The sequence below is a fragment of the Salipiger sp. ABN3_019 genome, assembly GCF_056158605.1.
Map to the genome: position 1 here is coordinate 208,885 of NZ_JBSWTP010000004.1, position 23,201 is coordinate 232,085.

19 protein-coding genes are annotated in these 23,201 nt (G+C 65.9%); 11 read left to right on the top strand and 8 right to left on the bottom strand.

Features of this window, described 5'->3' with window-relative positions:
• The 3 genes from pcaH to pcaD are packed head-to-tail and all read right to left on the bottom strand — an operon-like array spanning position 1 to position 1,907.
• Entirely contained in the window at positions 1 to 744 is a 744-nt protein-coding gene (gene pcaH, locus ACXAD2_RS04905; protein WP_475167627.1) for a protocatechuate 3,4-dioxygenase subunit beta, read from the bottom strand.
• The gene (gene pcaC, locus ACXAD2_RS04910) at positions 741 to 1,124 is read right to left on the bottom strand and encodes a 4-carboxymuconolactone decarboxylase (protein WP_066111273.1); all 384 of its coding nucleotides are present in this window, start codon (positions 1,122 to 1,124) and stop codon (positions 741 to 743) included. The genes pcaH and pcaC overlap by 4 nt, the downstream gene beginning before the upstream one ends.
• Entirely contained in the window at positions 1,125 to 1,907 is a 783-nt protein-coding gene (gene pcaD, locus ACXAD2_RS04915) for a 3-oxoadipate enol-lactonase (protein WP_475167633.1), read from the bottom strand.
• Between the two features lie 101 nt (positions 1,908 to 2,008).
• Here pcaD and ACXAD2_RS04920 point away from each other — a divergent pair, with 101 nt between their 5' ends.
• Complete coding sequence (locus ACXAD2_RS04920; protein WP_475167635.1) at positions 2,009 to 2,932, top strand: LysR substrate-binding domain-containing protein; 924 nt, start codon at positions 2,009 to 2,011, stop codon at positions 2,930 to 2,932.
• 15 nt (positions 2,933 to 2,947) lie between these two features.
• Here ACXAD2_RS04920 and ACXAD2_RS04925 read toward each other — a convergent pair whose 3' ends face one another.
• The 3 genes from ACXAD2_RS04925 to ACXAD2_RS04935 form a co-directional block, all read right to left on the bottom strand.
• Complete coding sequence (locus tag ACXAD2_RS04925) at positions 2,948 to 3,901, bottom strand: 2-hydroxyacid dehydrogenase (RefSeq protein WP_475167642.1); 954 nt, start codon at positions 3,899 to 3,901, stop codon at positions 2,948 to 2,950.
• A gap of 131 nt (positions 3,902 to 4,032) precedes the next feature.
• Positions 4,033 to 4,905: a histidine decarboxylase, pyruvoyl type gene (locus tag ACXAD2_RS04930; RefSeq protein ID WP_475167644.1), complete on the bottom strand. Its 873-nt coding sequence runs from the start codon at positions 4,903 to 4,905 to the stop codon at positions 4,033 to 4,035.
• A gap of 7 nt (positions 4,906 to 4,912) precedes the next feature.
• Positions 4,913 to 6,196: a hypothetical protein gene (locus ACXAD2_RS04935; RefSeq protein WP_475167647.1), complete on the bottom strand. Its 1,284-nt coding sequence runs from the start codon at positions 6,194 to 6,196 to the stop codon at positions 4,913 to 4,915.
• Between the two features lie 310 nt (positions 6,197 to 6,506).
• Here ACXAD2_RS04935 and ACXAD2_RS04940 point away from each other — a divergent pair, with 310 nt between their 5' ends.
• Positions 6,507 to 10,256 carry an AAA family ATPase gene (locus ACXAD2_RS04940; RefSeq protein ID WP_475167650.1) on the top strand — a complete coding sequence of 1,250 codons (3,750 nt, stop codon included), beginning with the start codon at positions 6,507 to 6,509 and terminating at the stop codon, positions 10,254 to 10,256.
• 24 nt (positions 10,257 to 10,280) lie between these two features.
• Here ACXAD2_RS04940 and ACXAD2_RS04945 read toward each other — a convergent pair whose 3' ends face one another.
• Positions 10,281 to 10,781 (bottom strand): MarR family winged helix-turn-helix transcriptional regulator, encoded by a 501-nt coding sequence (locus ACXAD2_RS04945; RefSeq protein WP_066111286.1) that lies wholly within the window; start codon positions 10,779 to 10,781, stop codon positions 10,281 to 10,283.
• 215 nt (positions 10,782 to 10,996) lie between these two features.
• Here ACXAD2_RS04945 and ectA point away from each other — a divergent pair, with 215 nt between their 5' ends.
• From ectA to ACXAD2_RS04980, 7 genes are all read left to right on the top strand, one after another.
• Positions 10,997 to 11,533 carry a diaminobutyrate acetyltransferase gene (ectA, locus tag ACXAD2_RS04950; RefSeq protein WP_066111288.1) on the top strand — a complete coding sequence of 179 codons (537 nt, stop codon included), beginning with the start codon at positions 10,997 to 10,999 and terminating at the stop codon, positions 11,531 to 11,533.
• Between the two features lie 61 nt (positions 11,534 to 11,594).
• Entirely contained in the window at positions 11,595 to 12,884 is a 1,290-nt protein-coding gene (gene ectB, locus ACXAD2_RS04955; RefSeq protein WP_224901490.1) for a diaminobutyrate--2-oxoglutarate transaminase, read from the top strand.
• Positions 12,885 to 12,888: 4 nt separating this feature from the next.
• A complete protein-coding gene (locus tag ACXAD2_RS04960; RefSeq protein WP_164180609.1) occupies positions 12,889 to 13,281 on the top strand; it encodes an ectoine synthase in 393 nt (130 codons plus the stop codon).
• 3 nt (positions 13,282 to 13,284) lie between these two features.
• Positions 13,285 to 14,709, top strand: coding sequence for an aspartate kinase (locus tag ACXAD2_RS04965; protein ID WP_066111294.1), 1,425 nt, complete (start codon positions 13,285 to 13,287; stop codon positions 14,707 to 14,709).
• Between the two features lie 278 nt (positions 14,710 to 14,987).
• Positions 14,988 to 16,079, top strand: a complete 1,092-nt coding sequence (locus tag ACXAD2_RS04970; protein ID WP_475167660.1) for a carboxynorspermidine decarboxylase — start codon at positions 14,988 to 14,990, stop codon at positions 16,077 to 16,079.
• Between the two features lie 41 nt (positions 16,080 to 16,120).
• Positions 16,121 to 17,356 carry a saccharopine dehydrogenase family protein gene (locus ACXAD2_RS04975; RefSeq protein WP_475167665.1) on the top strand — a complete coding sequence of 412 codons (1,236 nt, stop codon included), beginning with the start codon at positions 16,121 to 16,123 and terminating at the stop codon, positions 17,354 to 17,356.
• A 251-nt stretch (positions 17,357 to 17,607) separates the two neighbouring features.
• Positions 17,608 to 18,849: an MFS transporter gene (locus tag ACXAD2_RS04980; protein ID WP_475167668.1), complete on the top strand. Its 1,242-nt coding sequence runs from the start codon at positions 17,608 to 17,610 to the stop codon at positions 18,847 to 18,849.
• 24 nt (positions 18,850 to 18,873) lie between these two features.
• Here the strand turns inward: ACXAD2_RS04980 and ACXAD2_RS04985 are convergent, their stop codons facing one another.
• Positions 18,874 to 20,073, bottom strand: a complete 1,200-nt coding sequence (locus ACXAD2_RS04985) for a replication initiation protein (protein WP_066111302.1) — start codon at positions 20,071 to 20,073, stop codon at positions 18,874 to 18,876.
• A gap of 589 nt (positions 20,074 to 20,662) precedes the next feature.
• Between ACXAD2_RS04985 and ACXAD2_RS04990 the strand changes: the two genes are divergently transcribed.
• Together ACXAD2_RS04990 and ACXAD2_RS04995 are read left to right on the top strand one after the other, a co-directional pair.
• On the top strand, positions 20,663 to 22,066 hold the full coding sequence (locus ACXAD2_RS04990) for an AAA family ATPase (RefSeq protein WP_475167671.1): 1,404 nt from the start codon (positions 20,663 to 20,665) through the stop codon (positions 22,064 to 22,066).
• The gene (locus ACXAD2_RS04995) at positions 22,066 to 23,154 is read left to right on the top strand and encodes a ParB/RepB/Spo0J family partition protein (RefSeq protein WP_475167674.1); all 1,089 of its coding nucleotides are present in this window, start codon (positions 22,066 to 22,068) and stop codon (positions 23,152 to 23,154) included. The genes ACXAD2_RS04990 and ACXAD2_RS04995 overlap by 1 nt, the downstream gene beginning before the upstream one ends.
• The last annotated feature ends 47 nt before the right edge of the window (positions 23,155 to 23,201 follow it).

The window sequence follows — 23,201 nt, forward strand, 5'->3', positions numbered from 1 at the left end:
TCACATGCCCTCCAGCTTGTTCTCGAACATCGACTGGCGGCGGCCGCGCAGCACGATGTCGAACTTATAGGCGAGGTAGTCGAGCGGGCGCGAATGCGCCAGATCGAGCGGGGCGACCAGCGCATCAAGCTGGGCGCGGTTCTTGATCGTCGCGGCGATCGGGCAGTGGTCGATCAGCGGATCGCCCTCGAAATACATTTGGGTGATCAGGCGCTGGCCGAAGCTATGACCGAAGACCGAGATATGGATGTGCATCGGGCGCCAGTCGTTGCCGCGGTTCGGCCAGGGGTAGGCGCCGGGACGGACGGTGAGGAACTGGTAATAGCCGTTCTCATCGGTGAGCGTGCGCCCGCAGCCGCCGAAGTTCGGGTCGAGCGGCGCAAGATAGCTGTCCTTCTTGTGGCGGTAGCGCCCGCCTGCGTTGGCCTGCCAGATCTCGATCAGCGTGTTCGGCACCGGCTTGGCGTTCTCGTCAAGCACCCGGCCATGCATCAGGATGCGCTCGCCGACCGCCGGCGCCGCGCCCTTGGTCCAGTTCAGCACGAGGTTGTTGTCGAGCGCGCCCAGCTTGCCGTGGCCGAAGGTCGGGCCGGTCTCTTCCGAGGGCGAGCTTTCCATCGACAGCAGCGGCAGGTTCGGGGACCGGGTGACGCTGGTCTTATAGCCGGGATCATAGGCCACGGGATGCGCGTCGCGGTTGCGCGGGATCAGCGGGCCCTTATCTGTGGTGATGAAGTTGCTCATTCGGCTGCCGCCTCCATTTCGGCATAGGTCGCCTTGGCCAGTTTCAGCGCGTGGTTGGCGCGCGGAACCCCGGCGTAGATCGCCACGTGCTGGAAAGCCTCCAGCACGTCCTGCTTGCTGGCCCCGGTGCGCGCGGTGGCGCGGATGTGCATCGGGATCTCCTCGAAGTTGCCGGTCGCCGCCAGCAGCGCCAGCGTCAGCATCGAGCGCTCGCGATGGCTGATTGCGTCAGAGCTCCAGACCGTGCCCCATGCGCTGCGGGTGATCAGCGTCTGGAACGCCTCGTCGAGCGGCGTCTTGGCGGCTTCGGCGCGGTCCACATGCGCGTCGCCCAGCACCGCGCGGCGGGTCTTCATGCCCTGTTCGTAAAGCTCGTCCATTCAGGCGGTCCTCCTCAGAAAGTCATTGATCAGGCGGGCGGTCGCTTCGGGCTGTTCGACGCAGGGGATATGCCCCGCATCGTCGATCAACGCGAACTCCGCACCGCAAAGCTCGGCCGTGCCGCGCACCAACTCGGGCGGCGTCGAGCCATCCTCGGCCCCCGCCATCGCCAGCACCGGCAGGCTCAGCGCGCGGGTGCTCTCGGTCAGATCGGCGCCTGCGATGGCGGCGCAGCAGCCCACGTAACCCTCGAGCGGCGTGCGCTCGAGCATGTTCTTCCACAGTGCGAACTGCGGGTCGCTCTCGCGGAAGCCCGGCGTGAACCAGCGCTCAAGAATGGCGTCCGCCAGCGAGGCCACACCGTTTGCGCGAATGCCGTCGATCCGGGTCTGCCACATCTCGGGCGTGCCGATCTTGGCCGCCGTATCCATCAGCACCAGCGCGCGGATGAGGTCCGGGCGCTTCGCCGCCAGCCCCTGCCCGATGAGCCCGCCGATCGACAGACCGACAAAGGTGATGTCCTTCAGATCGAGCGCCGTGCAGACCGCCTCGGCGTCCGCCACCAGCGTCTCCATCGCATAGGGCGCTTCGGGCGCATCCGACAGCCCATGCCCGCGCTTGTCGAAACGCACCACGCGCAGCCCCTCGGGCAGCAGCGGCAGCAGCGCGTCCCAGACCCGCAGGTCGGTGCCCAGAGAGTTGGCCAGCATCAGCACGCGGCCATCTTTCGGGCCTTCGTCGCGGATGTGCAGGGTCACCCCTGCGGCGTCGATTGTCTGCATGTGTCCTCCTCGGGCCGGGTCGGGCCTGGCGCTCTTCTGCCATGGCAAACCGCCCGTGAAAAATATAAGTAGAGGCATCACTCATAACTGATGGGTTATAGATGCTCCACCCTCACCTGCGCATGCGCCACCTTAGGGTGTTTCTCGAGACCGCCCGCCTCGGCAGCCTGAGCGCCGCCGCCGAGGCGCTGCACGTCAGCCAGCCCGCCGCCTCGAAGACGGTGCGCGAGCTTGAAGAGATCCTGAACGCCCAGCTGTTCGACCGCAGCGGGCGGCGGCTGGCGCTGAGCCGGGCGGGCAAGATCTTCCAGCAATACGCGGGCACGGCGCTGGCCGATCTCGAACGCGGCGAGCGCCTGCTGCGCGAACTGCCGCAAAGCCAGCACAAGCTTGCCGTGGGCGTGCTGCCCACCGCCGCCACCGGGCTTTTCCCCGACGCCGCCGCGTGCTTTCGCGAAAGCCACCCTGACTGCACGCTGCGCGTCTCCACCGGACCGAACTGGCTGCTGCTGTCGCAATTGCGCGAGGGCGCGCTTGATCTGGTGGTCGGGCGCATGCCCGCCACCGGCACCGGCGAGGGGCTCAGCTTCCGCCAGCTTTACTGGGAGCGCGTGGTGCCGGTGATCCGCCCCGGCCATCCGCTTGCCGGGCAGCCGTGGGAGCCGTCGGACCTGATCCGCTTTCCGCTCATGCTGCCGCCCGCGGGCGCGGTGATTTCGGGCTCGGTGCGGGCGTTCCTGCAATCGCTGGGGCTGGGCGAGCCAGCTCCCGCATATGAGAATGTCTCCCACGCCTTCGGGCGGCGGGTCGTGGCGCGGTCCGACACCATCTGGTTCATCTCCGCGGGCGTGGTGCGCGCCGAGCTCGACAGCGGCGAGCTGACCGTGCTGCCGGTGCAGAACGAACTGCTGGGCGGCCCGGTCGGCATCTCGCTGCGCGACGGAACGCTGCCAGACCCGGCGCTGCAGGGGCTGGTGGACGCGCTCGTCGCCGTGGCCGCAGAGCATCCGGCGCAGGCGGTGTAAGCGGGCGTTGGCCCCCTACCCCGCCGTCGCCAGCGCCTTCATCTCCGGCACCGGGCTCACCAAATCCGCGCCGCTGGTGAAGGCGGCGATATTCTCGCGGATGAGATCGGCGGCCATCTCCTGAACCTCCGGCGCATTGCCCGCCATATGCGGCGTCAGCACCACGTTCTCGAGCGCGATCAGCGCCTCGGGCACCTCGGGCTCGGCCTCATAGACGTCGAGCCCTGCCCCGGCGATCCCGCCCGACTGCAGCGCCGCGATCAGCGCCTCGGTGTCCACCACCGAGCCGCGCCCGACGTTGATCAGATAGCCCTTCGGCCCCAGCGCCTGCAGCACCTCCGCGTTCACCGCGTGCTGCGTCGCCGGGCCGCCCGGCACGCAGGCGACGAGGTAGTCGCAGCGCTCCGCCAGTTCCAGCAGCGAGGGCACATAGGCATAGGGCAGATCATCCTTCGGGGTGCGGCTGTGATAGAGCACCTCCAGATCGAAGCCCGCCGCGCGCCGCGCCACCGCCGCGCCAATGCCGCCCATGCCGTAAAGGCCGATCTTGCGGCGCGAGAACAGCGGCCGCGGCGTCTCGCCGTAATTCCACGCGCCCGAGCGGGTCAGACGATCCTGATGCGGAATCCGCCGCACCGCCGAAAGCAGCAGCGCCATCGTGTGGTCGGCCACCGCGCCGGCGTTCACGCCAGCCCCATGCGAGACTTTGATGCCCCGCGCGATCGCCGCCGCGACGTCGATCCCCTCATAGCCGGTGCCGACGCAGCAGATCAGCCCGAGGTTCGGCAGCTCATCCATCTCGGGGCCCTTGGCGCCCTTGAACCCGGCGGTGACCAGAACACGGATTTCCGCGCGCTCTTCCTCGCTCAGATGGCCGTAGCCTTCGGTGCAATCATGCAGCGTGTAATGCGCGCCGAGCAGAGTGTGATAGGCACGGGTTTTGATGTTGATGGCGACATGCTGCGGCATCGGGCGGCTCTCCGGTCTGGCACCCCGCGGGGCGGGATGGGTCTTCAATCGGCGCCGCCCCTCCCCCGCGCGGCGCAACTCGCGCCCATCTGCGCCGAGCGCCGCGGGGGTTACAAGCGCCGAAGACCGAACTAACGCCGGTAGCGGCCCGGATAGGGCTCCATCGGCGGTAAATTCAGCGCCGCCTCCCATTCGCCGAGGGTCATATCGGCCAGATCGCCCGCGCTGCGCCCCGGCGGGATCGCCGCGGGTGGCAGCGCCACATAGGGCACGCAGGCCAGCGCGCAGCCGACCATGTCCGGGGTGATCCGCAGCGTCTTGGTGCCGATGAAGATCTCGCGGTACTTCACCCCCTGATCGGCGCCGCAGCGCAGGATCGACTTGGCGATATTCGCCTCGATGTCCTGCAGCGGCGCCTCGCCGGTGCTTTCCGTGTCCGACGCATCCTCGATGAAGAGGTTCGCCGTGGTCATCCGGTCCTCGGCGATGGCCAGCGCCAGCGCGCACCAGATCGCCGTTTCAGCCTTGGGGCGAATGGTCTGGGATTTATTCGCGCAGACCACCATGGCCCCCGGCAGCGGCGCGAACCGCCGCTCGTGGCGCGAGCCGAACAGCCGGTAGGCGGCGTCGAGCAGCGGCTCCATCGGCAGCACCGGCACCTCGGCGCCATCATGGCGCGGCAACACCATCTTTGCCGCCACACGGCCCTGCGCCAGATCATCGGCACGGGCAAGGTCATAGCCCCAGACCGCGCCGTTGACGCCGCAAAAGCTCGAGACGGTGATCATGTTGATCTGCCCGATATAGGCGTCCTCGCATTCCGCCCGGTCGTAAGAGACGATGCCCTCGAGCCCCTCGTCCATATCCGCCGCGACCGTGCCGATCGACAGCTTCAGCGCCGCTACATAGCCCCAGCCGCTGGATGGCGGATTGCCGTAACCGGCACAATTGTCCGGAAACGGGCCGATGGCGTTCTCGGCCACCTCGCGGAAATGCTCACTCATCTAAAGGTTACTCTCGGTCCAGCCGCAGATGCGCGCGCACCCATGCGCCGGGGTCTCTGGCGCTGCCGCCCGGCTCCACCGGCGTGACGATCAGCATGGCGCCGCCCAGCATCACCCGGTGCGGCGTGTTGTCGAGCCCCGCGCTGCGCACCTGCTGCAGATCGCCGGGGGCAAAGCCAAGTTCCGCGCAAAGCTCGGCCAGCGTGGTGCCGGGATGGGCAAAGACCCCGCCCGTCTGCGGCGCAAAGCCAGCGGCCAGCAGCGCGCTGGAGGTGGGGGTGGCGGTGCCGCCCTTGGGCGTTGTGGGCTCAGCCATGGCAGCCTCGATATCGGGCGGGATCTGCAGCAGCCGCCGCTGGGTGAAGCGCACCTCGGTGGCGGGATCGTCGATCACATGCGGCGCACAGTCATGGTAATAGGCGTTGACCAGCGAGGCGCGCAGGTTGGTCTCGCTCAGCCAACTCGCGCCCATGCCCGAGTAATGCCGCGTGCCAAGCGCATCCATCCCCATATACATGGCGTTGAGCCCGGTCCAGAACCCCTCGGGCGCCCAATGCAGGTAATCGTCCTTGTTCTTGAAATAGAGGTAATCGCCGGGCACCGGCGGCGCGTCGAGCGGCGCCGAGATCATGAAGAGCGTCGCCGGATTGGGCGTTTCCGCCTCGCCGATGCGCCACGGCCCGATATACATGCGCTGCCATTTGGCGGCCATCTCATCAAAGCGCGCGGCCCCCAGACCGTTCAGCAGCCCCAGATAGACCGCCATCTGAAAGCCCCCGGCGCATTCCCCGCGGAACGGCAGCAGCGCCCCCGTCACCGGCGCCATCGCCTGCGCCGCCTGCGTGTCCGGCGCCTGCGCAAACTGCGCCTCGCTTGCCCCATCGGGACCGAAGAACTGCCAGAAGCGCGACAAAAGCGCCGGTCCGGCGCTGCCGAGCCGCGGCACCAAATGGATGTCGGGGTTGAAGTAATCCACGTCATAGGCGCCGGTGTTGAAGCGGCTCATCGCCGCGATCGCGGCAAGACGAAAGCGGATCTCGTCAAGCGCATCCGCAAGGCTGGCAAACGCGTGTCCCCGCGGGGACAGCTGCCACGCCTCGACGATCTGCCGCGCCAAGGGCAGCTCGAGCGCGCGGAGCGCCTGCGCTTCACTGCCGCCAAAAGCCGCCTCGGACTGGCGCGCTGCGGGCACCGTCAGATGTTTGACCACCTCGTGCAGCGCGGCCTCGGAATCATCCACCGGCTGGCCGGCGATGGTCAGGCCGTTGAAGGGTGTTTGCGGTATCGTCACGCGGCTCTCCTTGCCCCAATTCGTAAGCCAGCCCGACATGCGCAAGTGCCCGCGCTTTGCCCGGATCACCACATCCTGCGCGGAAACTGTTGCAATCATTTCGGGAAACGCTTGCAATTTCTCTATGTAACGTTGAACGTCCTTCCCCATGGTAAAGACGCATCTTTAGTATCGACTTAATACCCTAGGGTTCTACGGGCTGCGCAAAACTACCGCAAAAAGTGTATCGCCACCCAGAACCGCAGCAAGGCTAGGCACGACACCAGCTTGCGCCGGGCACCGCCCGCTGGGGACCGGGGGAGTGACGTAAGTGACGCAGGCCGTGTTGAGGTTGCTTGGGGGCTACGAGTTGCAGCTCGCAGACGGCACGCCTCTGCGGCTCACCTCGCGCAAATCCTTTGCTTTGCTTGCCATTCTCGCCCAGCGAGCCGACCGCGCCGTGCCGCGCGAAGAGATCGCCACCCTGCTTTGGGGCGACCGGGGCGAAGAACAGGCCCGCGCCAGCCTTCGGCAAGAGCTTTCGGTGCTGCGCCGCGCCCTGTCGCGCTATGGCCTAGAATGCATCGAGGCCAGCAAGGAGGCGGTGCTGCTCGACTCGCGGCGCATCGAGATCGACACCCAAACCGCCGAGGCGCTGATCGCCAAAGCCACGCCCGCCGCCGCCGCCCAGCTTGCAGAGGTCTATCAGGGCGACTTTCTGTCTGGGCTCGACATCCGGTCCGAGGCCTTCGAGGACTGGCGGCGCCTCTACCGCGAACAGCTGCGCGACCGGGTGCTCGACACGCTGCATGAGGCGCTGCTCGACGATCCCGCCGAGCCCGACATCGCCCGCGCCCTGCTGCGCATCGACGAGACCCACGAAGAGGCGCATCGCGCGCTCATGCGGCACTTCTGGCAGACCGGGCGGCGCGGCGAGGCGCTGCAGCAGTATCAGCGCTGCCTCGACGCGCTGCGCCGCGAGCTCGACGCCGAGCCCGACCCCGACACGATCGATCTCTTCGAAGAGATCCGCGACACCACCGCCCCGCCGGTCACCGGGCGCAGCACCGGCCCGCTGCGCCCCGGCGGCAGCGCCATCCCCGAGCGGCGGCAACTGACCGTCGCGGTGCTGGGCTTTGCCCTGCCCGAAGACCTCGACCGTGACCCCGAGAGCCTGTCGGCGCTTCTGGCCGATTTCGCCGCGCATTGCCGCGATCACATCGGCGCCTATGGCGGCAAGATCATCGATCAGGCCGACGGCCGGATGATCGCGCTGTTTGGCCACCCTCGCGCGCATGAGGCGGATGCCGAGCGCGCGGTGATGGCGGCCCTTGGCCTGCTGGAACAGCCCTTCCGCGATGCGCGCGGGCGGGCGCTGGCGCTGCGCGCCGGGCTTGCGATGGGCGAGACGCTGGTCGGTCAGCAGGGCAGCGAGGGCGCGGTGATCTCTGTCGCCGGGCCTGCAGTGATGACCGCCTCGCGCATCGAACTGCAAGCCGCGCCGGGGGAGACCCGCATCGCCGGGGCGATGCAGCACGCGCTGCGCGGGCAGTTCCGCCTGTCCCCGGTGGGCGATGCGGCCAGCGGCGCGCAGGTGCAGCGGGTGCTGGGCGAGAGCCACCATACCGACCGTTTCTTCATCTCGGGCGCCACCCGGCAGTTGACGCGGCTCACCGGGCGCGAGGAGGAGCTGCACGAGATGCTGCGCCGCTGGCGCGCCGCGACCCAAGGCGAGACGCAGGTGCTCGCGCTGCGTGGCGAGTTGGGCATCGGCAAATCCCGCCTGCTGTCGGACTTCAAGAAACGCGCGTTGACCGACGCGCCGCGCCTGCTGCAATTCTCCGGCTCGCCGCATCATCAGAAAAGCGCGCTCTTTCCGCTGGTTCAGCACCTGCAAGAGATGCTGGGCTTTGCCGATCTGCCCGATGACAGCAGCCGCCGCGCGCGCCTGCGGCACTGGCTCGAACGGCGCCCCGGCCTCGATCTTGGGCAGGTCGAGCAGGTGCTTTCGACGCTTTTGGGTCTCTCTTCGGTGCCGGACGAGCGGCTGCGCGATCAGGACGCGCTGCTCTCGGCGATCACCGCGCTGCTGCGGCTGGCCGCCAGCGAAGGCCGCCCGCTGCTGCTCATTATCGAAGACATGCACTGGCTCGATCCCACCTCGCAGCTGCTGCTCGGCCGGCTTGCGCAGGAACTGGAGGATTTGCCGCTGATGATGCTGGGCACCTCGCGTCAGGCCGAGGGCGTCGCCGTACCCAAGCCGCCACGGCTGCACAGCATCACGCTCGCCCGGCTCACCCCGCCCGAGGCGACCGCGCTGGTCCGCGACATCTGCCCCGAGACATGGCCCGAAAGCCGCATCGCCGAGATCGTCGCCCGCTCCGACGGTATCCCGCTTTATCTCGAGGAACTGGTCCACACCGCCGCCACCGGCGCCGACGGCAGCATCCCCGACAGCCTGCAGGCCTCGCTCACCGCCCGGATCGACCGGCTCGACGGCGCGCGGCTGCTGTTGCAGCAGGCGGCGGTGATCGGACGGGTTTTCGACCGCGAGACGCTGGCCGCGCTCGCCGGACGCCGGGCCGAGGATCTCGACCCCACGCTGCGCGAGTTGCAAAAGCTCGATTTGGTCTACCGGCTCGGGCGCGCCGCCGACGCGCGCTATGAGTTCAAACATGCGCTGGTGCAGGAGCAGGCGCATCAGACCATTCTTCTGGCCGAGCGCGCGGCGCTGCACAGCCGCCTTGGCGATATCCTCGCCGCCGCCCCCGTGCCCGTCCCCGCCGAGCGCATCGCCCGGCATTTCGAACAGGGCGGCCGCCCGCGCGACGCCATCCCGCTGCTCGAAACCGCCGGCAAACAGGCGCTGCGCGTCGCCGCCCACACCGAGGCCGACGCCCATTTCGCCCGCGCCGCCGAGCTTGCCCGCGGCCTGCCCGCCTCCGAAGAGGCCACCGCGCTGGAACTGAAGCACCTGCTGCTGCGCGGCCCGCAACTGCTGGCCCTGCACGGCTTCGGTGCCCCCGCGATCGAGGCCAATTACGCCCGCGCCCTGAAGCTCGCCGACAGCACGCGCGAACGCGGCGATCTGGCCCATGTCTACTGGGGGCTGTGGAGCTATTACGTCGTGCGCGCCGACATCGCCACGGCGGTCCGCATCGCCGAGAGCTACCTGACGCTCTGCCGCGAGCTTGGCGATGCGGTGGGCGAGGTGGCGGCGAATTATGCGCTGGGGGTCACGCAATATTACGCGGGCGACCTGCCCGAGGCGCTTGCCGCCTTCCGCGAGGCCGTCGCGCAGCACCGGCCCGGACTGCATGAGGCACAGATCGAGCGCTATGGGCTCGATCTTTCGGTCTGCGCCCGCAGTTACGAATGCTGGCTGCACGCGCTCTGCGCCGCGCCCGAGGCCGCGCGGCAGGCCAGCGCCGGGGCGATCGCCGCCGCCGAAGCCCATGCGCATGATTTCTCGATGGCCTTCGCCCATGTCTTCACCGGGGTGATGCACCACTTCCTGCAAGCACCGAGCCTCGCGCTGCATCACGGCCGGATCGCCGAGCGGCTCGCCGACCGGCACGGCTATGCGCAATGGCGCGCGCAGGCCGAGATGGTGATCGGCTACGCCCGCGACCAGCAGGGCGATGCCACCGGCGCGGCGCTGCTGTCCAAGGGCACCGAGGCCTATCTGGCCACCGGCGCCCGCCTCGCCCTGCCCTACGCCCGCGCGTGGCAGGCCGAGATCGCGCTGCGCGGCGGCGACCGTGAGACGGCACAAAGCCTTCTGCAGCAGGCGCGCGAGATCACCGCTGCCAATGGCGAGCTATATTTCGAGGCCGAGCTTCTGCGGCTGTCGGCGCGCTGCGGCGGCGATCCAGAGCGTCTGCTCACCGGCGCGCTGAAGGCCGCCCGCTGCTCGAACGCAGGGCTTCTGGAGCTGCGCGCCGCCCGCGACATGGCCGCGCGCGGATTTGGCGATGCCGCTCTGCGCCGGGCGCTGCATGAACTTCCGGAAAAAGCGGCTGCGGGCGAGATCGCCGAGGCACAGCAGATGCTGGCGACGCAGGACGCCGCCGAGCCCTAGCCTACGGCCCCGCTAAATCTGCGCTTAGTGGCCTTCCTGACGGATGTCGCGGATGGTCAGCACCGGCGAGGCGTCGATCTCATGCGCGTCCAGCATCGCCGCGACCCGCTCGAGCGACGCCACCAGCTGCGCCTGCTCCCAGTCCTGCAGCCCTTCGAAGCTTTTGACAAAGCGCTGCTGCAGCGCATCGGGCGACTGGCTCACCGCCTCGCGGCCCTTGTCCGAGATCACCACATCGGTCTGTCGCCGGTCCTTCACCGAGCGCTCGCGGCCAACCATGGCGCGCGCCACCAGCTTGTCGACCAGCGCCGTCACCGTGGCCTGACTGACGCCCATCTGTGTCGCCAGCGCCTTGGGCGTCGCCGCACCATGGTCCTTCTTGGCAAGGATCTGCAACACCCGCAGCTGCGCCGGGGTCAGGCCAGCGGCCTGTGCGAGCTTGCGCTCGTACAGTTCGGTCGCGCGCAGGATTCGGCGCAGGGCGATCAGGCTCTGATCGGTTCGGTCGGGAACGGGGTCGGACATGGCAATCTTTTGGCAGCTTTCTGCCGAAGCTTCAATCTACGAAGCACTTGCCAGGGTCATTCGAAAGACTAAGGGGATTTGCTTCATAAAAACTTAGCACTTCAGAGGCAAAATGGCCTCAAAAGCCGCTATAAGCGTAAAAACTGCTTCGGTGGTTGAAACTTTATCGCTGTTCGATTAGTTAGATTGACGAACGAACCAGAGGACCCTGATCAATGCCGAAAGACATGACACAGCCTGAAACGCGCACTCCCGTGCTGCGTAAGCCCGAAGCAACGGACGGGGCTGCGATCTGGGATCTCGTGCGCGCGTGCAAGCCGCTGGACGAGAATTCGATGTACTGCAATCTCGTTCAGGCAGAGCACTTCCGCGATACCTGCGTGCTGGCCGAACTCGACGGCGAGCCGGTGGGTTGGATTTCGGGTCACATGATCCCGAACCAAGACGCCTTCTTCGTCTGGCAGGTCGCCGTGAGCCCCAAGGCCCGCGGTCTCGGCCTTGGCCGCAAGATGTTGACGCATCTGATCGAGCGTGAGGAATGCGCGGACGCAACTGAACTGAAGACGACGATCACCCGCGACAATGATGCGTCGTGGGGGCTGTTCCGCAGCTTCGCCCGCTCCATCGGCGGCGAGCTTTCGGACGAGCCGCACTACACGCGCGACGAGCACTTCGACGGCATGCACGCGACCGAACACATGGTCACGATCGAGCTGCCGGAAGAGGAAGAGGCGCTGCGCGCCGCGGCCTGATCGCACCCCCTTACATCGCTACATCCTTATCTTTTCAAAGTTCCTAGAAAGGACTTCTGATATGCCGAAAGACACGTCTAACGGCCCGACTATTTACGCTCGCCGCGAATCCGAGGCACGTTCCTACTGCCGCTCCTTCCCGGTGAGCTTCACCTCTGCCAAGGGCTCGGAACTGACCGACGCCAACGGCAAGACCTACATCGACTTTCTGGCTGGCTGTTCCTCGCTGAACTACGGCCACAATGACGCCGACATGAAGGCGGCTCTGGTCGAGCACATCATGAGCGATGGCATTGCCCATGGCCTTGATATGCACACCGAGACCAAGGAAGCCTTCCTTGAGACCTTCGAGCGCCTGATCCTCGAGCCGCGTGGCATGGACCACAAGGTGATGATGGTCGGCCCGACCGGCACCAACGCCGTCGAGGCGGCGATGAAGCTCGCCCGCAAGGTCACCGGCCGCACCAATATCGTGGCCTTCACCAACGGCTTCCACGGCATGACCGTGGGCGCGCTGGCGGCGACCGGCAACAAGGGCAAGCGCAACGGTGGCGGCATGCCGCTGCAGGGCGTGACCCATCTGCCCTATGAGGGCGCCTTCGGCCCCGATGTCGATACGCTGAAGCAGATCGAGATGATGCTCGAGAACCCCTCGTCGGGTCTCGACGCCCCCGCCGCCTTCCTCGTGGAGCCGGTGCAGGGTGAGGGTGGCCTCAACGCCGCCTCCGCCGAATGGCTGCGCGGCATCGCCCGCCTTGCCAAGAAGCACGGCGCGCTGCTCATCGCTGACGACATTCAGGCAGGCATCGGCCGCACCGGCACCTTCTTCTCCTTCGAGGAAATGGGCATCGAGCCGGACCTCATTCCGATGGCGAAATCGCTCTCGGGCTTCGGTCTGCCCTTTGCCGCGCTGCTGCTGAAGCCGGAGCTGGACGTCTGGAAACCGGCCGAGCACAACGGCACGTTCCGGGGCAACACCCATGCCTTCGTGACCGCCCGCGTGGCGCTCGAGAAGTTCTGGGCCGATGGCAAGTTCCAGGCGGAGCTGGCGACCAAGGCCAAGCTGATCGAAGACGAACTGAACACCATCGCCGACATGATCCCCGGCGCGTACCTCAAGGGTCGCGGTCTGATGCGGGGCGTCGACGTCGGCTCGGGCGATCTGGCCGGTGACATCTGCGCCGAAGCCTTCAAGCGCGGTCTCATCATCGAGACCTCGGGCGCCGACGACGAAGTCGTCAAAGTGCTCGCGCCGCTGACCACCTCGGAAGAGACCTTCCGCAAGGGCTTCGAGATCCTGCGCGATAGCACCGCCGCCTGCCTGAACAACCACAAGATTGCCGCGGAGTAACACCATGATTGTACGCGATTTCAACGAACTGAAGAAAACCGACAAGCACATTGCCGACGCGCGCTGGACCTCCACGCGCATGCTGCTGGCAGATGACGGCATGGGCTTTTCGTTCCACATCACCGTGCTCGAAGCAGGCTCGGAACACACGTTCCACTACAAGCACCACTTCGAAAGCGTCTACTGCATGAAGGGCAAGGGCTCGATCACCGATATCGCCACCGGCGAGACCCATGAGATCAAGCCCGGCGTGATGTATGCTCTGAACCTGCACGACAAGCACATCCTGCGTGCGGAAGAAGAGCTGCACATGGCCTGCTGCTTCAACCCGCCCGTCACCGGCACCGAAGTGCACCGCGAAGACGGGTCCTACGCACCGGCCGAGGAGACGGCGTAAGCCATGACCCATACCGTTGAGAAAATCGGCGGGACGAGCATGTCCCGCCTGAACGAACTGCGCGACACGCTGCTGATCGGCGGCCGCGAGGGCGAAGATCTCTACGGTCGCATCTTCGTGGTCTCCGCCTTCGGCGGCATCACCGACCTGCTGCTCGAACACAAGAAGTCGGGGCAACCCGGCGTCTACGGGCAGTTCGCCAACGCCCATTCCGGCCACGGCTGGCACGACGCGCTGACCGAAGTGTCCAAAGCGATGATCGAGGCCCATGAAGCGGTTCTCGATCACCCCGGCGACGTCGAGCAGGCGACCGATTTCGTGCGCAACCGGATCGAAGGCGCGCGCAACTGCCTGATCGACCTGCAGCGGCTGTGCTCCTACGGGCACTTCCAGCTGTCCGAGCATATGCTGCAGATCCGCGAGCTGCTGTCGGGCCTCGGCGAGGCGCATTCGGCCTATGTCACCGTGCTGATGCTCCAGCGCGCCGGTGTGAACGCCCGCAACGTCGATCTGTCAGGCTGGCGCGATGATGGCCACTACACCCTCGAAGAGCGCATCACCAAGGCGCTCGAAGGGGTCGATCCGGCCAGCGAAATGCCCATCGTCACCGGCTATGCCCAGTGCACCGAGGGGCTGATGCGCGAGTTTGACCGTGGCTATTCCGAGGTGACCTTCTCGAAGCTGGCGGCACTGACGTCGGCGCGTGAGGCGATCATCCACAAGGAGTTCCACCTCAGCTCGGCTGACCCCAAGCTGGTGGGCGCGGAAAACGTCCGCAAGCTGGGCCGCACCAACTACGACGTGGCCGACCAGCTGTCGAACATGGGCATGGAGGCAATCCACCCCAAGGCGGCGAAAACTCTGCGTCAGGCGCAGGTGCCGCTGCGCGTTACCAATGCGTTCGAGCCGGGCGATCCGGGCACGCTGATCGACGACCAACCGGCCGAAGAAGCCGCGGTCGAGATCGTCACCGGCCTCGATATCGTTGCGCTGGAGGTGTTCGAACAGGACATGGTCGGGGTGAAAGGCTATGACGCCGCGATCCTCGACGTGCTGACCCGCCATGATGTGCGCATCGTGTCGAAAGTGTCGAACGCCAATACGATCACCCACTATCTGGACAGCTCGCTGAAGACGATGCGCCGGGTAGAGAAGGATCTGGCGGAGCTCTATCCGCAGGCAAAGATCAGCTCGCGCACGCTTGCGATGGCCTCGGTCATCGGTCGCGACCTGAAAGGCCTGTCGGTGCTGACCCGCGGCCTGCAGGCGATCGCCGAAGCCGGCTACGAGTCGATCGGCGCCACCCAGGGCCCGCGCAACGTCGACGTGCAGTACATCCTTGAGCGCGACGACCTCGACCCGGTCATCGCCGCGCTGCACGGCGCCTTCGTGACACCGCAGGCGAAGAAGCTGAAATCGGCCGCCTGAGCCTGCGCGGTCCGACAGGGACCATTCGACCAACTGAGGGCGGCCTTCGGGCTGCCCTTTTTTACCCAAGGCCCAACGGCCCCAACCGGCGGCCCAGACCGCGCCCCAAGTCTCTTTCGAAGAGACTTGCAAAAGTCTTCCAAGACTTTTGCCGCCGCGCTCCGATGCCGTCATCCCCCTGCCATATGCCGCAGGGCATTGTTCTCGCCAGATTTGCACTATAGTGGGACGGGTTCTTGCCGTTTCTTCCCCGTGTTTCGCTGTCCGGAGGTGACCAGATGCAGACGCCCTATTACCTGATCGACAAGTCGCGGCTGCTGCCCAACATGGAAAAGATCGCGCATCTGCGCGAGACATCGGGCGCCAAGGCGCTGCTGGCGCTGAAATGCTTCGCCACGTGGTCGGTCTTCGACATGATGAGCGAGTATATGGACGGCACCACCTCCTCCTCGCTGTTCGAGGTGAAGCTGGGCCGGGAAAAATTCCCCGGCGAGACCCACGCCTATTCGGTGGCATGGGCCGATCACGAGATCGACGAAGTTCTGGCAAGCTCCGACAAGGTGATCTTCAACACCGCCGCGCAGCTGCAGCGTTTCGAAGAGGTCAGCCGCGGCCACACCCGCGGGCTGCGCGTCAATCCGGGCGTCTCGACCTCGGGCTTCGATCTTGCCGACCCCGCCCGCCCCTTCTCGCGCCTCGGCGAGCATGACCCAGCAGATATCGAGCCGGTGCTCGAACAGGTCAGCGGCTTCATGTTCCACAACAACTGCGAGAACGACGATTTCGAGCGCTTCGACAACATGCTCGGCTCCATCGAACAGCGCTTCGGCCATCTCATCCGCCAGATGCAATGGATCAGCCTCGGCGGCGGCATCCATTTCACCGGCGAGGGCTACCCGCTCGACCGTCTCGCCGAGCGTCTCAAGCGTTTCGCTGGCGAAAACGAGGTGCAGGTATATCTTGAACCCGGAGAAGCCTCGATCACCAATTCGACCACGCTGGAGGTCACCGTGCTCGACACGCTCTTCAACGGCAAGAACCTCGCGATCGTCGACAGCTCGATCGAGGCGCATATGCTCGACCTGCTGATCTACCGCGAAAGCGCCAAGATGGACGAAAGCGGCGATCAGCCTTGGATGGTCTGCGGCAAATCCTGCCTCGCGGGCGATATCTTTGGCGAGTTCAACTTCCCCGCCCCGCTCAAACCCGGTGACCGGCTCTCGATCCAGGATGCCGCCGGTTACACGATGGTCAAGAAGAACTGGTTCAACGGGGTGCAGATGCCCGCCATCGCCATCCGCGAGCTCGACGGCAGCGAGCGGCTGGTGCTCGGCTTCACCTATGAAGACTTCCGCGACGCGCTCTCCTGAGCGCCGCGCGGATCAAACGGACAAAATGGAGGTCCTTTGAGTTGAAAAAAGACGTTCTCATCATCGGCGCAGGCGGCGTCGCTCAGGTCGTGGCGCATAAATGCGCTCAGAACAACGATGTGCTTGGCGCGATCCATATCGCCAGCCGGACGCTTTCGAAGTGCGAGGCGATCCTTGAGTCGGTGCGCGAAAAGGGCGCCATGAAATCCGAGGGCGTTCTTGAGGCTCATCAGGTCGATGCGATGGACAGCGCCGCCGTGGCCGATCTCATCCGCAAGACCGGCGCGCAGATCGTGATCAATGTGGGCAGCGCCTTCGTCAACATGTATGTGCTCGACGCCTGCATCGAGACCGGCGCCGCCTATATCGACACCGCCATCCACGAAGACCCGGCGAAGATCTGCGAGACCCCGCCGTGGTACGCCAACTACGAATGGAAAAAGCGCGACCTCTGCGCAGAAAAGGGCGTCACCGCGATCCTTGGTGCCGGTTTCGATCCGGGCGTGGTCAACGCCTTCGCCCGTTTCGCCATCGACCAGATGGACGAGGTCAAAAGCATCGACATCGTCGACATCAACGCCGGCAGCCACGGCAAGTATTTCGCCACGAACTTCGACCCGGAGATCAACTTCCGCGAGTTCACCGGCACCGTCTACTACTGGGAAGACCAGCAGTGGAAGGAAACCTCGATGTTCGCTTCGGGCCGCGACTGGGATCTGCCCGTCGTCGGCACCCAGCGCGCCTATCAGTCGGGCCACGACGAGGTGCATTCGCTCTCGGCCAACTACCCGCAGGCCGACGTGCGCTTCTGGATGGGCTTTGGCGAGCACTACATCAACGTCTTCACCGTGCTGCAATCGCTCGGCCTTCTGTCCGAGCAACCGGTGAAAACCGCCGAGGGGCTCGAAGTGGTGCCGCTCAAAGTGGTCAAGGCCGTGCTGCCCGATCCGTCGTCGCTGGCGCCCGACTACACCGGCAAGACCTGCATCGGCGATCTGGTGAAAGGCGTGAAGGACGGCGAAGAGGTCGAGATGTTCGTCTACAACGTCGCCGACCACAAGGACGCCTATAATGAGGTCGGCAGCCAGGGCATCTCCTACACCGCCGGCGTGCCGCCGGTCGCCGCCGCGATGCTGGTCGCCACCGGTGAGTGGGACGCCAAGACGATGAAGAACGTCGAAGAGCTCGACCCCAAGCCCTTCTTCACCATCCTCGACGACATCGGCCTGCCGACCCGCGTCAAGGATGCCAAGGGCGACCGCGCCTGGAACGCATAAGCGTCTGACCAAAAAGTAAAATCCAAAAATTCGCGCCCCGGAAGCCAAGCTTTCGGGGCGTTTTCGGTCCAGCCCCCCTAGCCAGCACAACCGCGCCGCCCTCCCCGCTTCTTCTCTTTAAAAATACGCCGGGGGTGAATTGGCCTCCGGCCAAGAGGGGGCAGCGCCCCCTTTCCGCCGCCGCCAATTGCGCCGCAAGGCCCGCTCCGGCACAGTGCGCCTTCCAAGACCATAGAATAAAGGCCCGCCGCATGAGCCCCGCCTCCCCCTCCCCTGCCCCGCCCGCCGCCGCCGGTCGCTGGCCGATGCTCGCGGTGATCTGCCTCGGCGTCGTCGGCGTGCTGACCACATGGTTCTCGGCCACCGCCATCGTGCCCGAGCTGATCACCGAATGGCGCCTCAGCCCGGCGCAGGCGGCATGGCTCACCAATGCGGTGCATCTGGGGTTCGTGGTTGGGGCGGTGGGGTCCTCGCTCGTCAACCTGCCGGACATCCTGCCGATGAAGCGCCTCATGACCGCCGCCGCGCTGCTTGCCGCGCTGGCCAATCTGGCGCTGCTGTTCACCGGCCCCAGCGGCGCCATCGCCGCGCGCTTTGTCACCGGCGTCGCGCTGGCCGGGGTCTACCCCCCTGCCCTCAAGCTCATGGCCACATGGTTCGTGCGGGGGCGCGGTCTCGCGCTCGGCTTTCTGATCGGTGCGCTGACCCTCGGCTCGTCGATGCCGCATCTCATCCGCGCCCTGACCGAGGGCATCGACTGGCACAGCGTGGTCTGGGGCACCTCCGGCGCGGCGCTGGTCTCCGCCATCCTGTTCGCGGGTACCTTACGCGAAGGGCCGCATGGCTTTGGTCGCGCCACCTTCGACCCAAGACAGTCGCTCGCCGTGTTTACCAACCGTCCACTTCTGCTCGCCAACCTAGGCTACTTCGGTCACATGTGGGAGCTTTACGCAATGTGGGCATGGTTCCTTGCCTTCGCCGCCGCCGCGCAATCCGGCGGCCTCGCGCCCTTCCCCTTCGGCACGGCCTCGATGCTCAGCTTCGTGGTGGTGGCCAGCGGCGCGCTCGGCTGCCTGCTCGGCGGCTGGCTGTCCGACCGGATCGGACGCTGCTTCACCTGCGCCGGGATGATGCTGGTCTCGGGCGGCTGCGCGGCGCTGATCGGCTTTGCCTTTGATGGACCGCCGCTGCTCTTGGCGCTGCTGGCGCTGGTCTGGGGCATCAGCGTCATCGGCGACAGCGCGCAATTCTCTGCCGCGGTCACCGAACTGGCCGAGCCGCATTTTGTCGGCACCGCGCTGGCGCTGCAGATGGGCCTCGGCTTTGCGCTCACCGTTGTGGCGATCTGGCTGCTGCCGCTTTTCGCCGCCGCCATCGGCGGCTGGCAATGGGCCTTCCTCTTCTTGCTGCCCGGCCCGGTGATCGGCACCGCCGCCATGCTGATCCTGCGCCGCCGTCCCGAGGCGGCAAAGCTGGCCCATGGCGCGCGCTGAGGCCTCTCGGGCTGACCGCCGCGGTCAGCCCTTTTCGCTCTCAGCCTCGATATCCTCGAAGGCACCGGGCGACAGCTCTTCCCAGAACGCCACGATCGCCTCGGCATTCAGCGCCGACATCCAACCATGGCGCTCGAAATCGTCGCGCGCCGCGCCCGACAGCCGCCCCATGAACAAAAGCTTGTCCGCATCCCGCTGCGTCGGTTTGCGGCTCGCCGCCAGATCGCGGATGCGCTCCAGCCGCCGCGCGCGCAGCGTTGACGGTTTCGGAGGGTTTCGCCGCGAAACCTCCGCCGCGCCGTAATCCTCGCGCAGCGCCTTGGTGAGATAACCCACCGCGTTCTTCACGCCTTCGCGGCCGGTCACGAAATCCAGCTTCTCGGCCACATATTTCTCGCCATGCTCGCCCAGCCATTGCCGCGCCAGACGGTCCGAAACGCCAAGCTCGCGCAGCTGCGCGTAGAGGTCCGAGTTGCGCAGCCCCTCGCCATCGTCGAGATCGAGGATCGCCAGCTGCGGGTTCTCGGAGATCAGAAAGCGGATATCGGTCACGGTCCGGCCCATCTTGCGGGTCTCGGGCGTGAGCATGATGTTCGAGGTCTTGTTCACCTCGGCCACCGCGGGTTTGATGATCTTGGCGTTGAGCTGCTTGTAGACCTCGTAATAGGGACTGTCCGAGACGCCCATGAGCCGCCGGAATAGATCAAGCGACCACCAGCCGGTGGAGCCGGTGCGCACGAAACGGTAGCAGTTCTCGTAAAGCGCCAGCGCGTGGCCGGAGGTGAAGCGGCGCTGGATGTTGAGGTTGATCAGCGCAAAGACCTTCGGATCGTGCAGCTTCTCGGCCAGCGCCGGGGAATAGGCATACTCGCAGATGCCGCCCTTGAGCTTGGCGTAGCTGAGGAGCGAGCTGACACCCCATTCCTGCTGACCCTTCTCGTCGAGCATATCCCATTCCGCCACCGTCTCGGCGAGGCCGCGCAGAGACTGTTTCAGCGTCTCCATGTCGTTCGAATTATAGCCGATCATCAGGCACAGGGTGCGCGCGTCGATCTGGTGACGACTCTGCGAGGTCAGCGTGTCGTAAGCGTTAAGCAGCAGCACGTTCGACAGCTTGCGCTGCAACAGCGTCAACTTGCCCGAGACGTGAATCGCCGCCACATGTTTCTTGACCGCGCCGCGGCGCAGGGGGCCGCTCAGCCGCTCGCGGGGAATGTCGTCCATTCTGCTCTCGCTTTCCGGGCCGTCGGGCCCCAGTGTCGATCCTCAAGGCTCCGGGCGCGTGGAGGCAAGTCGCCATGGTCCGGTTGCGGCTATGATCGGCCAAAAGGTATCCACGGGCAAGTGGCTCTCTGGCACCTCAGGGCAATCCCGGAAACGGGTACCCATGGTTTTGACGGGGTGAGGAAAGGTATCCATTTGCGGGATCCCTCGGATCCGTGGCCGGGCAGGGCGAGTCCGATTCGTGGCGAAAAGACCCTAAGACGGGGAAAATCGACACTGATTAAGGCTCTGGGACTCGGGAACCCGAGAATCGGGGCCCTTGATCCCGGAAATGGGTGCCTTTGGTCCCGGAATCGGATGCCCTTTAACCCGGACGCAGGCACCCTAAGACACGTAAGTTACTGTAACTATGTGTTTTCTGCAGCCTAAAGATTCAAAAGAAGATCCAAATACTCTCAAACATCTGGTGCCGATGTGCCAGAATGATCCATATTTAGAGGACTTAGGGTCTCAAGCTGGTTAACTTCGCCCAACCCATGTGCCATAGTTTCGTGGATATCGCGGCAAACAGCGAACGTGGTGAGGCGACATGGCACATAAACCGGGCAGTTCCCCGAAGGCTGATCTTCCCCCTTATTTCAATATCGACCCGGCGGAGGCGGCTGCCAAGCTCTCTGATCCGATCGACACCGCGCGCTTTGCGAAGGCCGCCGCCTTTGCCATGCGCGGGCGCGACGATCTGGCCCGGCGCGGCTATGCCCCCGATGGCGCCAAGCGTCTGCGGCGGTTCTCCACATGGGAAGTTTGCCGCTACCTGATCCCGGTGAACGCCGCGCATCTGCGCCGCGTGCTGCGCCAGAACCCGGACCTGCCGCAGGGCGAAGGCGAGGGCGGCTCGAAGTGGTTCACCCTCGAAGAGGTGCTGCGGCTGCGCGACCATTTCGCCGAGGAAGGCGCCAAGGACCGCGAGTATCGCGCGTGGCGTCCCGAGGGGCAGCCCGCCAAGGTGGTCTCGGTCGCCAACTTCAAAGGCGGTGTCGGCAAGACCTCGACCTGCGCGCATCTGGCGATGTCCGCCGCGCTTGATGGCTATAAGGTGCTGGTGATCGATCTCGACAGCCAAGGCTCGATGACCTCGATCATGGGCGGCAAGGTAGAGGACGAATGGCAGACCGTGTTCCCCATGCTGGCGCGCGATTACGCGCAGCATCTGCAGCAGGAGAACAAGGTGCGCGAGGCCTCGGGACAGAAACCTTTCCCCTTTGATGAGACACTGACCGCAGCGTTAGAGGTTTCGCCGCGAAACCTCGTGCAGAAAACCCACTGGCCGAACATCGACCTGATCGGCGCGCAGCTGAACCTTTACTGGGCGGAGTTTCAGGTGCCGGTGTGGCGGATGCAAATGCTGAGCTGGCCGCTGTGGGATGCGCTGACCAATGCGCTGCAAGACGGGGGGATGCTGGATGAGTATGACATCATCCTGCTCGATACGCCGCCGGCGCTTGGCTATCTGACGATCAATGCGCTGTCGGCCGCCGACATCCTGCTGGTGCCGCTGGGGGCGAGCTTTCTGGAGTTCAACTCCACCGGGCGCTTCTTTGACATGATCTATTCCACCTTCGCCTCGATCGAAGAGGGGGAGAACCGGGTGCGGCGGCAGGGCGGCCTGCCGGAGATGCGCTTTGAATGGGACGCGGTGCGGGCGCTGGTCACGCGGTTCGACGCGGCGCAGCAGACCGATCTGGCCAATGTCATTCAAGCCTATTTCGGGGATTTCATGACCACCTACCGCCAAGAGCTGACGGCGATGGTGGGGCAGGCGGGCGAGCAGGTCTCGGGCATCTACGAGACCGATTACCGCGACTTCAACCGCGACACCTATGTGCGCGGGCGTGAGACCTTCGACCGGACCTGGGCCGAGGTGAAAGAAGTGATCCTCGGCACCTGGTGGCGGGACGTGCAGATGGAAAATGCTGAACGGGAGGCAATCTGATGGCCAAGAGACGCAAGCTCGAAGCGCCTTCGGCAGAGGACCTGAGCCGCTACGAAGAGGAGTTTCGCCGCGAGACCGCCGGGCGCGGGCCGCTCTCGGCACCGATCGCGCAGGTGGCCGCCGAGGCCGCGACGCTGCATGATCCGCGCCCGCCCGAGCGCCGCGCCGAGGATGCCAAGGACCGGGTGGATGCCGAACGGATGCGCGACGCCGAGGGACGCGGGTTGCTCATGCTGGAGCTGGCGGTGGAGGACATCAACGCCGACGCGCTGGTGCGCGACCGGGTGGTGCTGGACGTCGAGGAGATGGAGGAGCTCAAGGCCTCGATCGCCAAGGGCGGGCTGCGGCTGCCGGTGGAGGTCTTCGCCACGCCCGATGATGCGCAGGGCTTCGGCTATGGGCTGCTGTCGGGCTATCGCCGGCTGAAGGCGGTGCGCGATCTTTACGCGCTCACCAAGGATGCGCGCTACGCCAAGATCAAGGCGGTGATCCGCGACCCCGAAGCGATGGGCGGCACCTTTGCGGCGATGATCGAAGAGAACGAGATCCGCGCCAACCTGAGCCATTACGAGCGCGGGCGCATCGCGGTCATTGCCGCGCAGCAGGGGGCTTTCGTCAATGCCGAGGAGGCGGTGAACGCGCTCTTTCCCATGGCGTCGAAGGCGAAGCGCTCGAAGATCCGCTCGTTCGCGCTGATCTTCGAAGAGCTGGGCGACATGCTGACCTTCCCCGATCTGCTCAAGGAGAAGGACGGGCTGCGCATTGCCGCGGCGCTGCGCGACGGCGCCGAGGTGCGGCTGCGCGAGGCGCTGGCCGAGAAGGTGCCCGAGACGCCCGCCGAGGAGGCCGAGCAGATCGCCGCGGCGCTCGATGGGGTAGAGCGGAAACTGGACCCGGCCCGGGGCGGACGGCCCAAGAAGGCGGCCAAACCGGCGCCCGCCAAGGCGCTGTCGTCGGGGCTGACGCTGCAATTGGGCGAGGACACGCAGGGCTGGTACATCCGCGTCGGCGGCAAGCGCGTCGGGCGCGAGCTGATGGAGGCGGCGATGTTCGAACTGGAGCGGCTGCTGGAAGCGCCGCGGAAGTAGTGGGAGTGGAGCGTGAGAGATACGCTCTAAGATTATGATTTAATTAT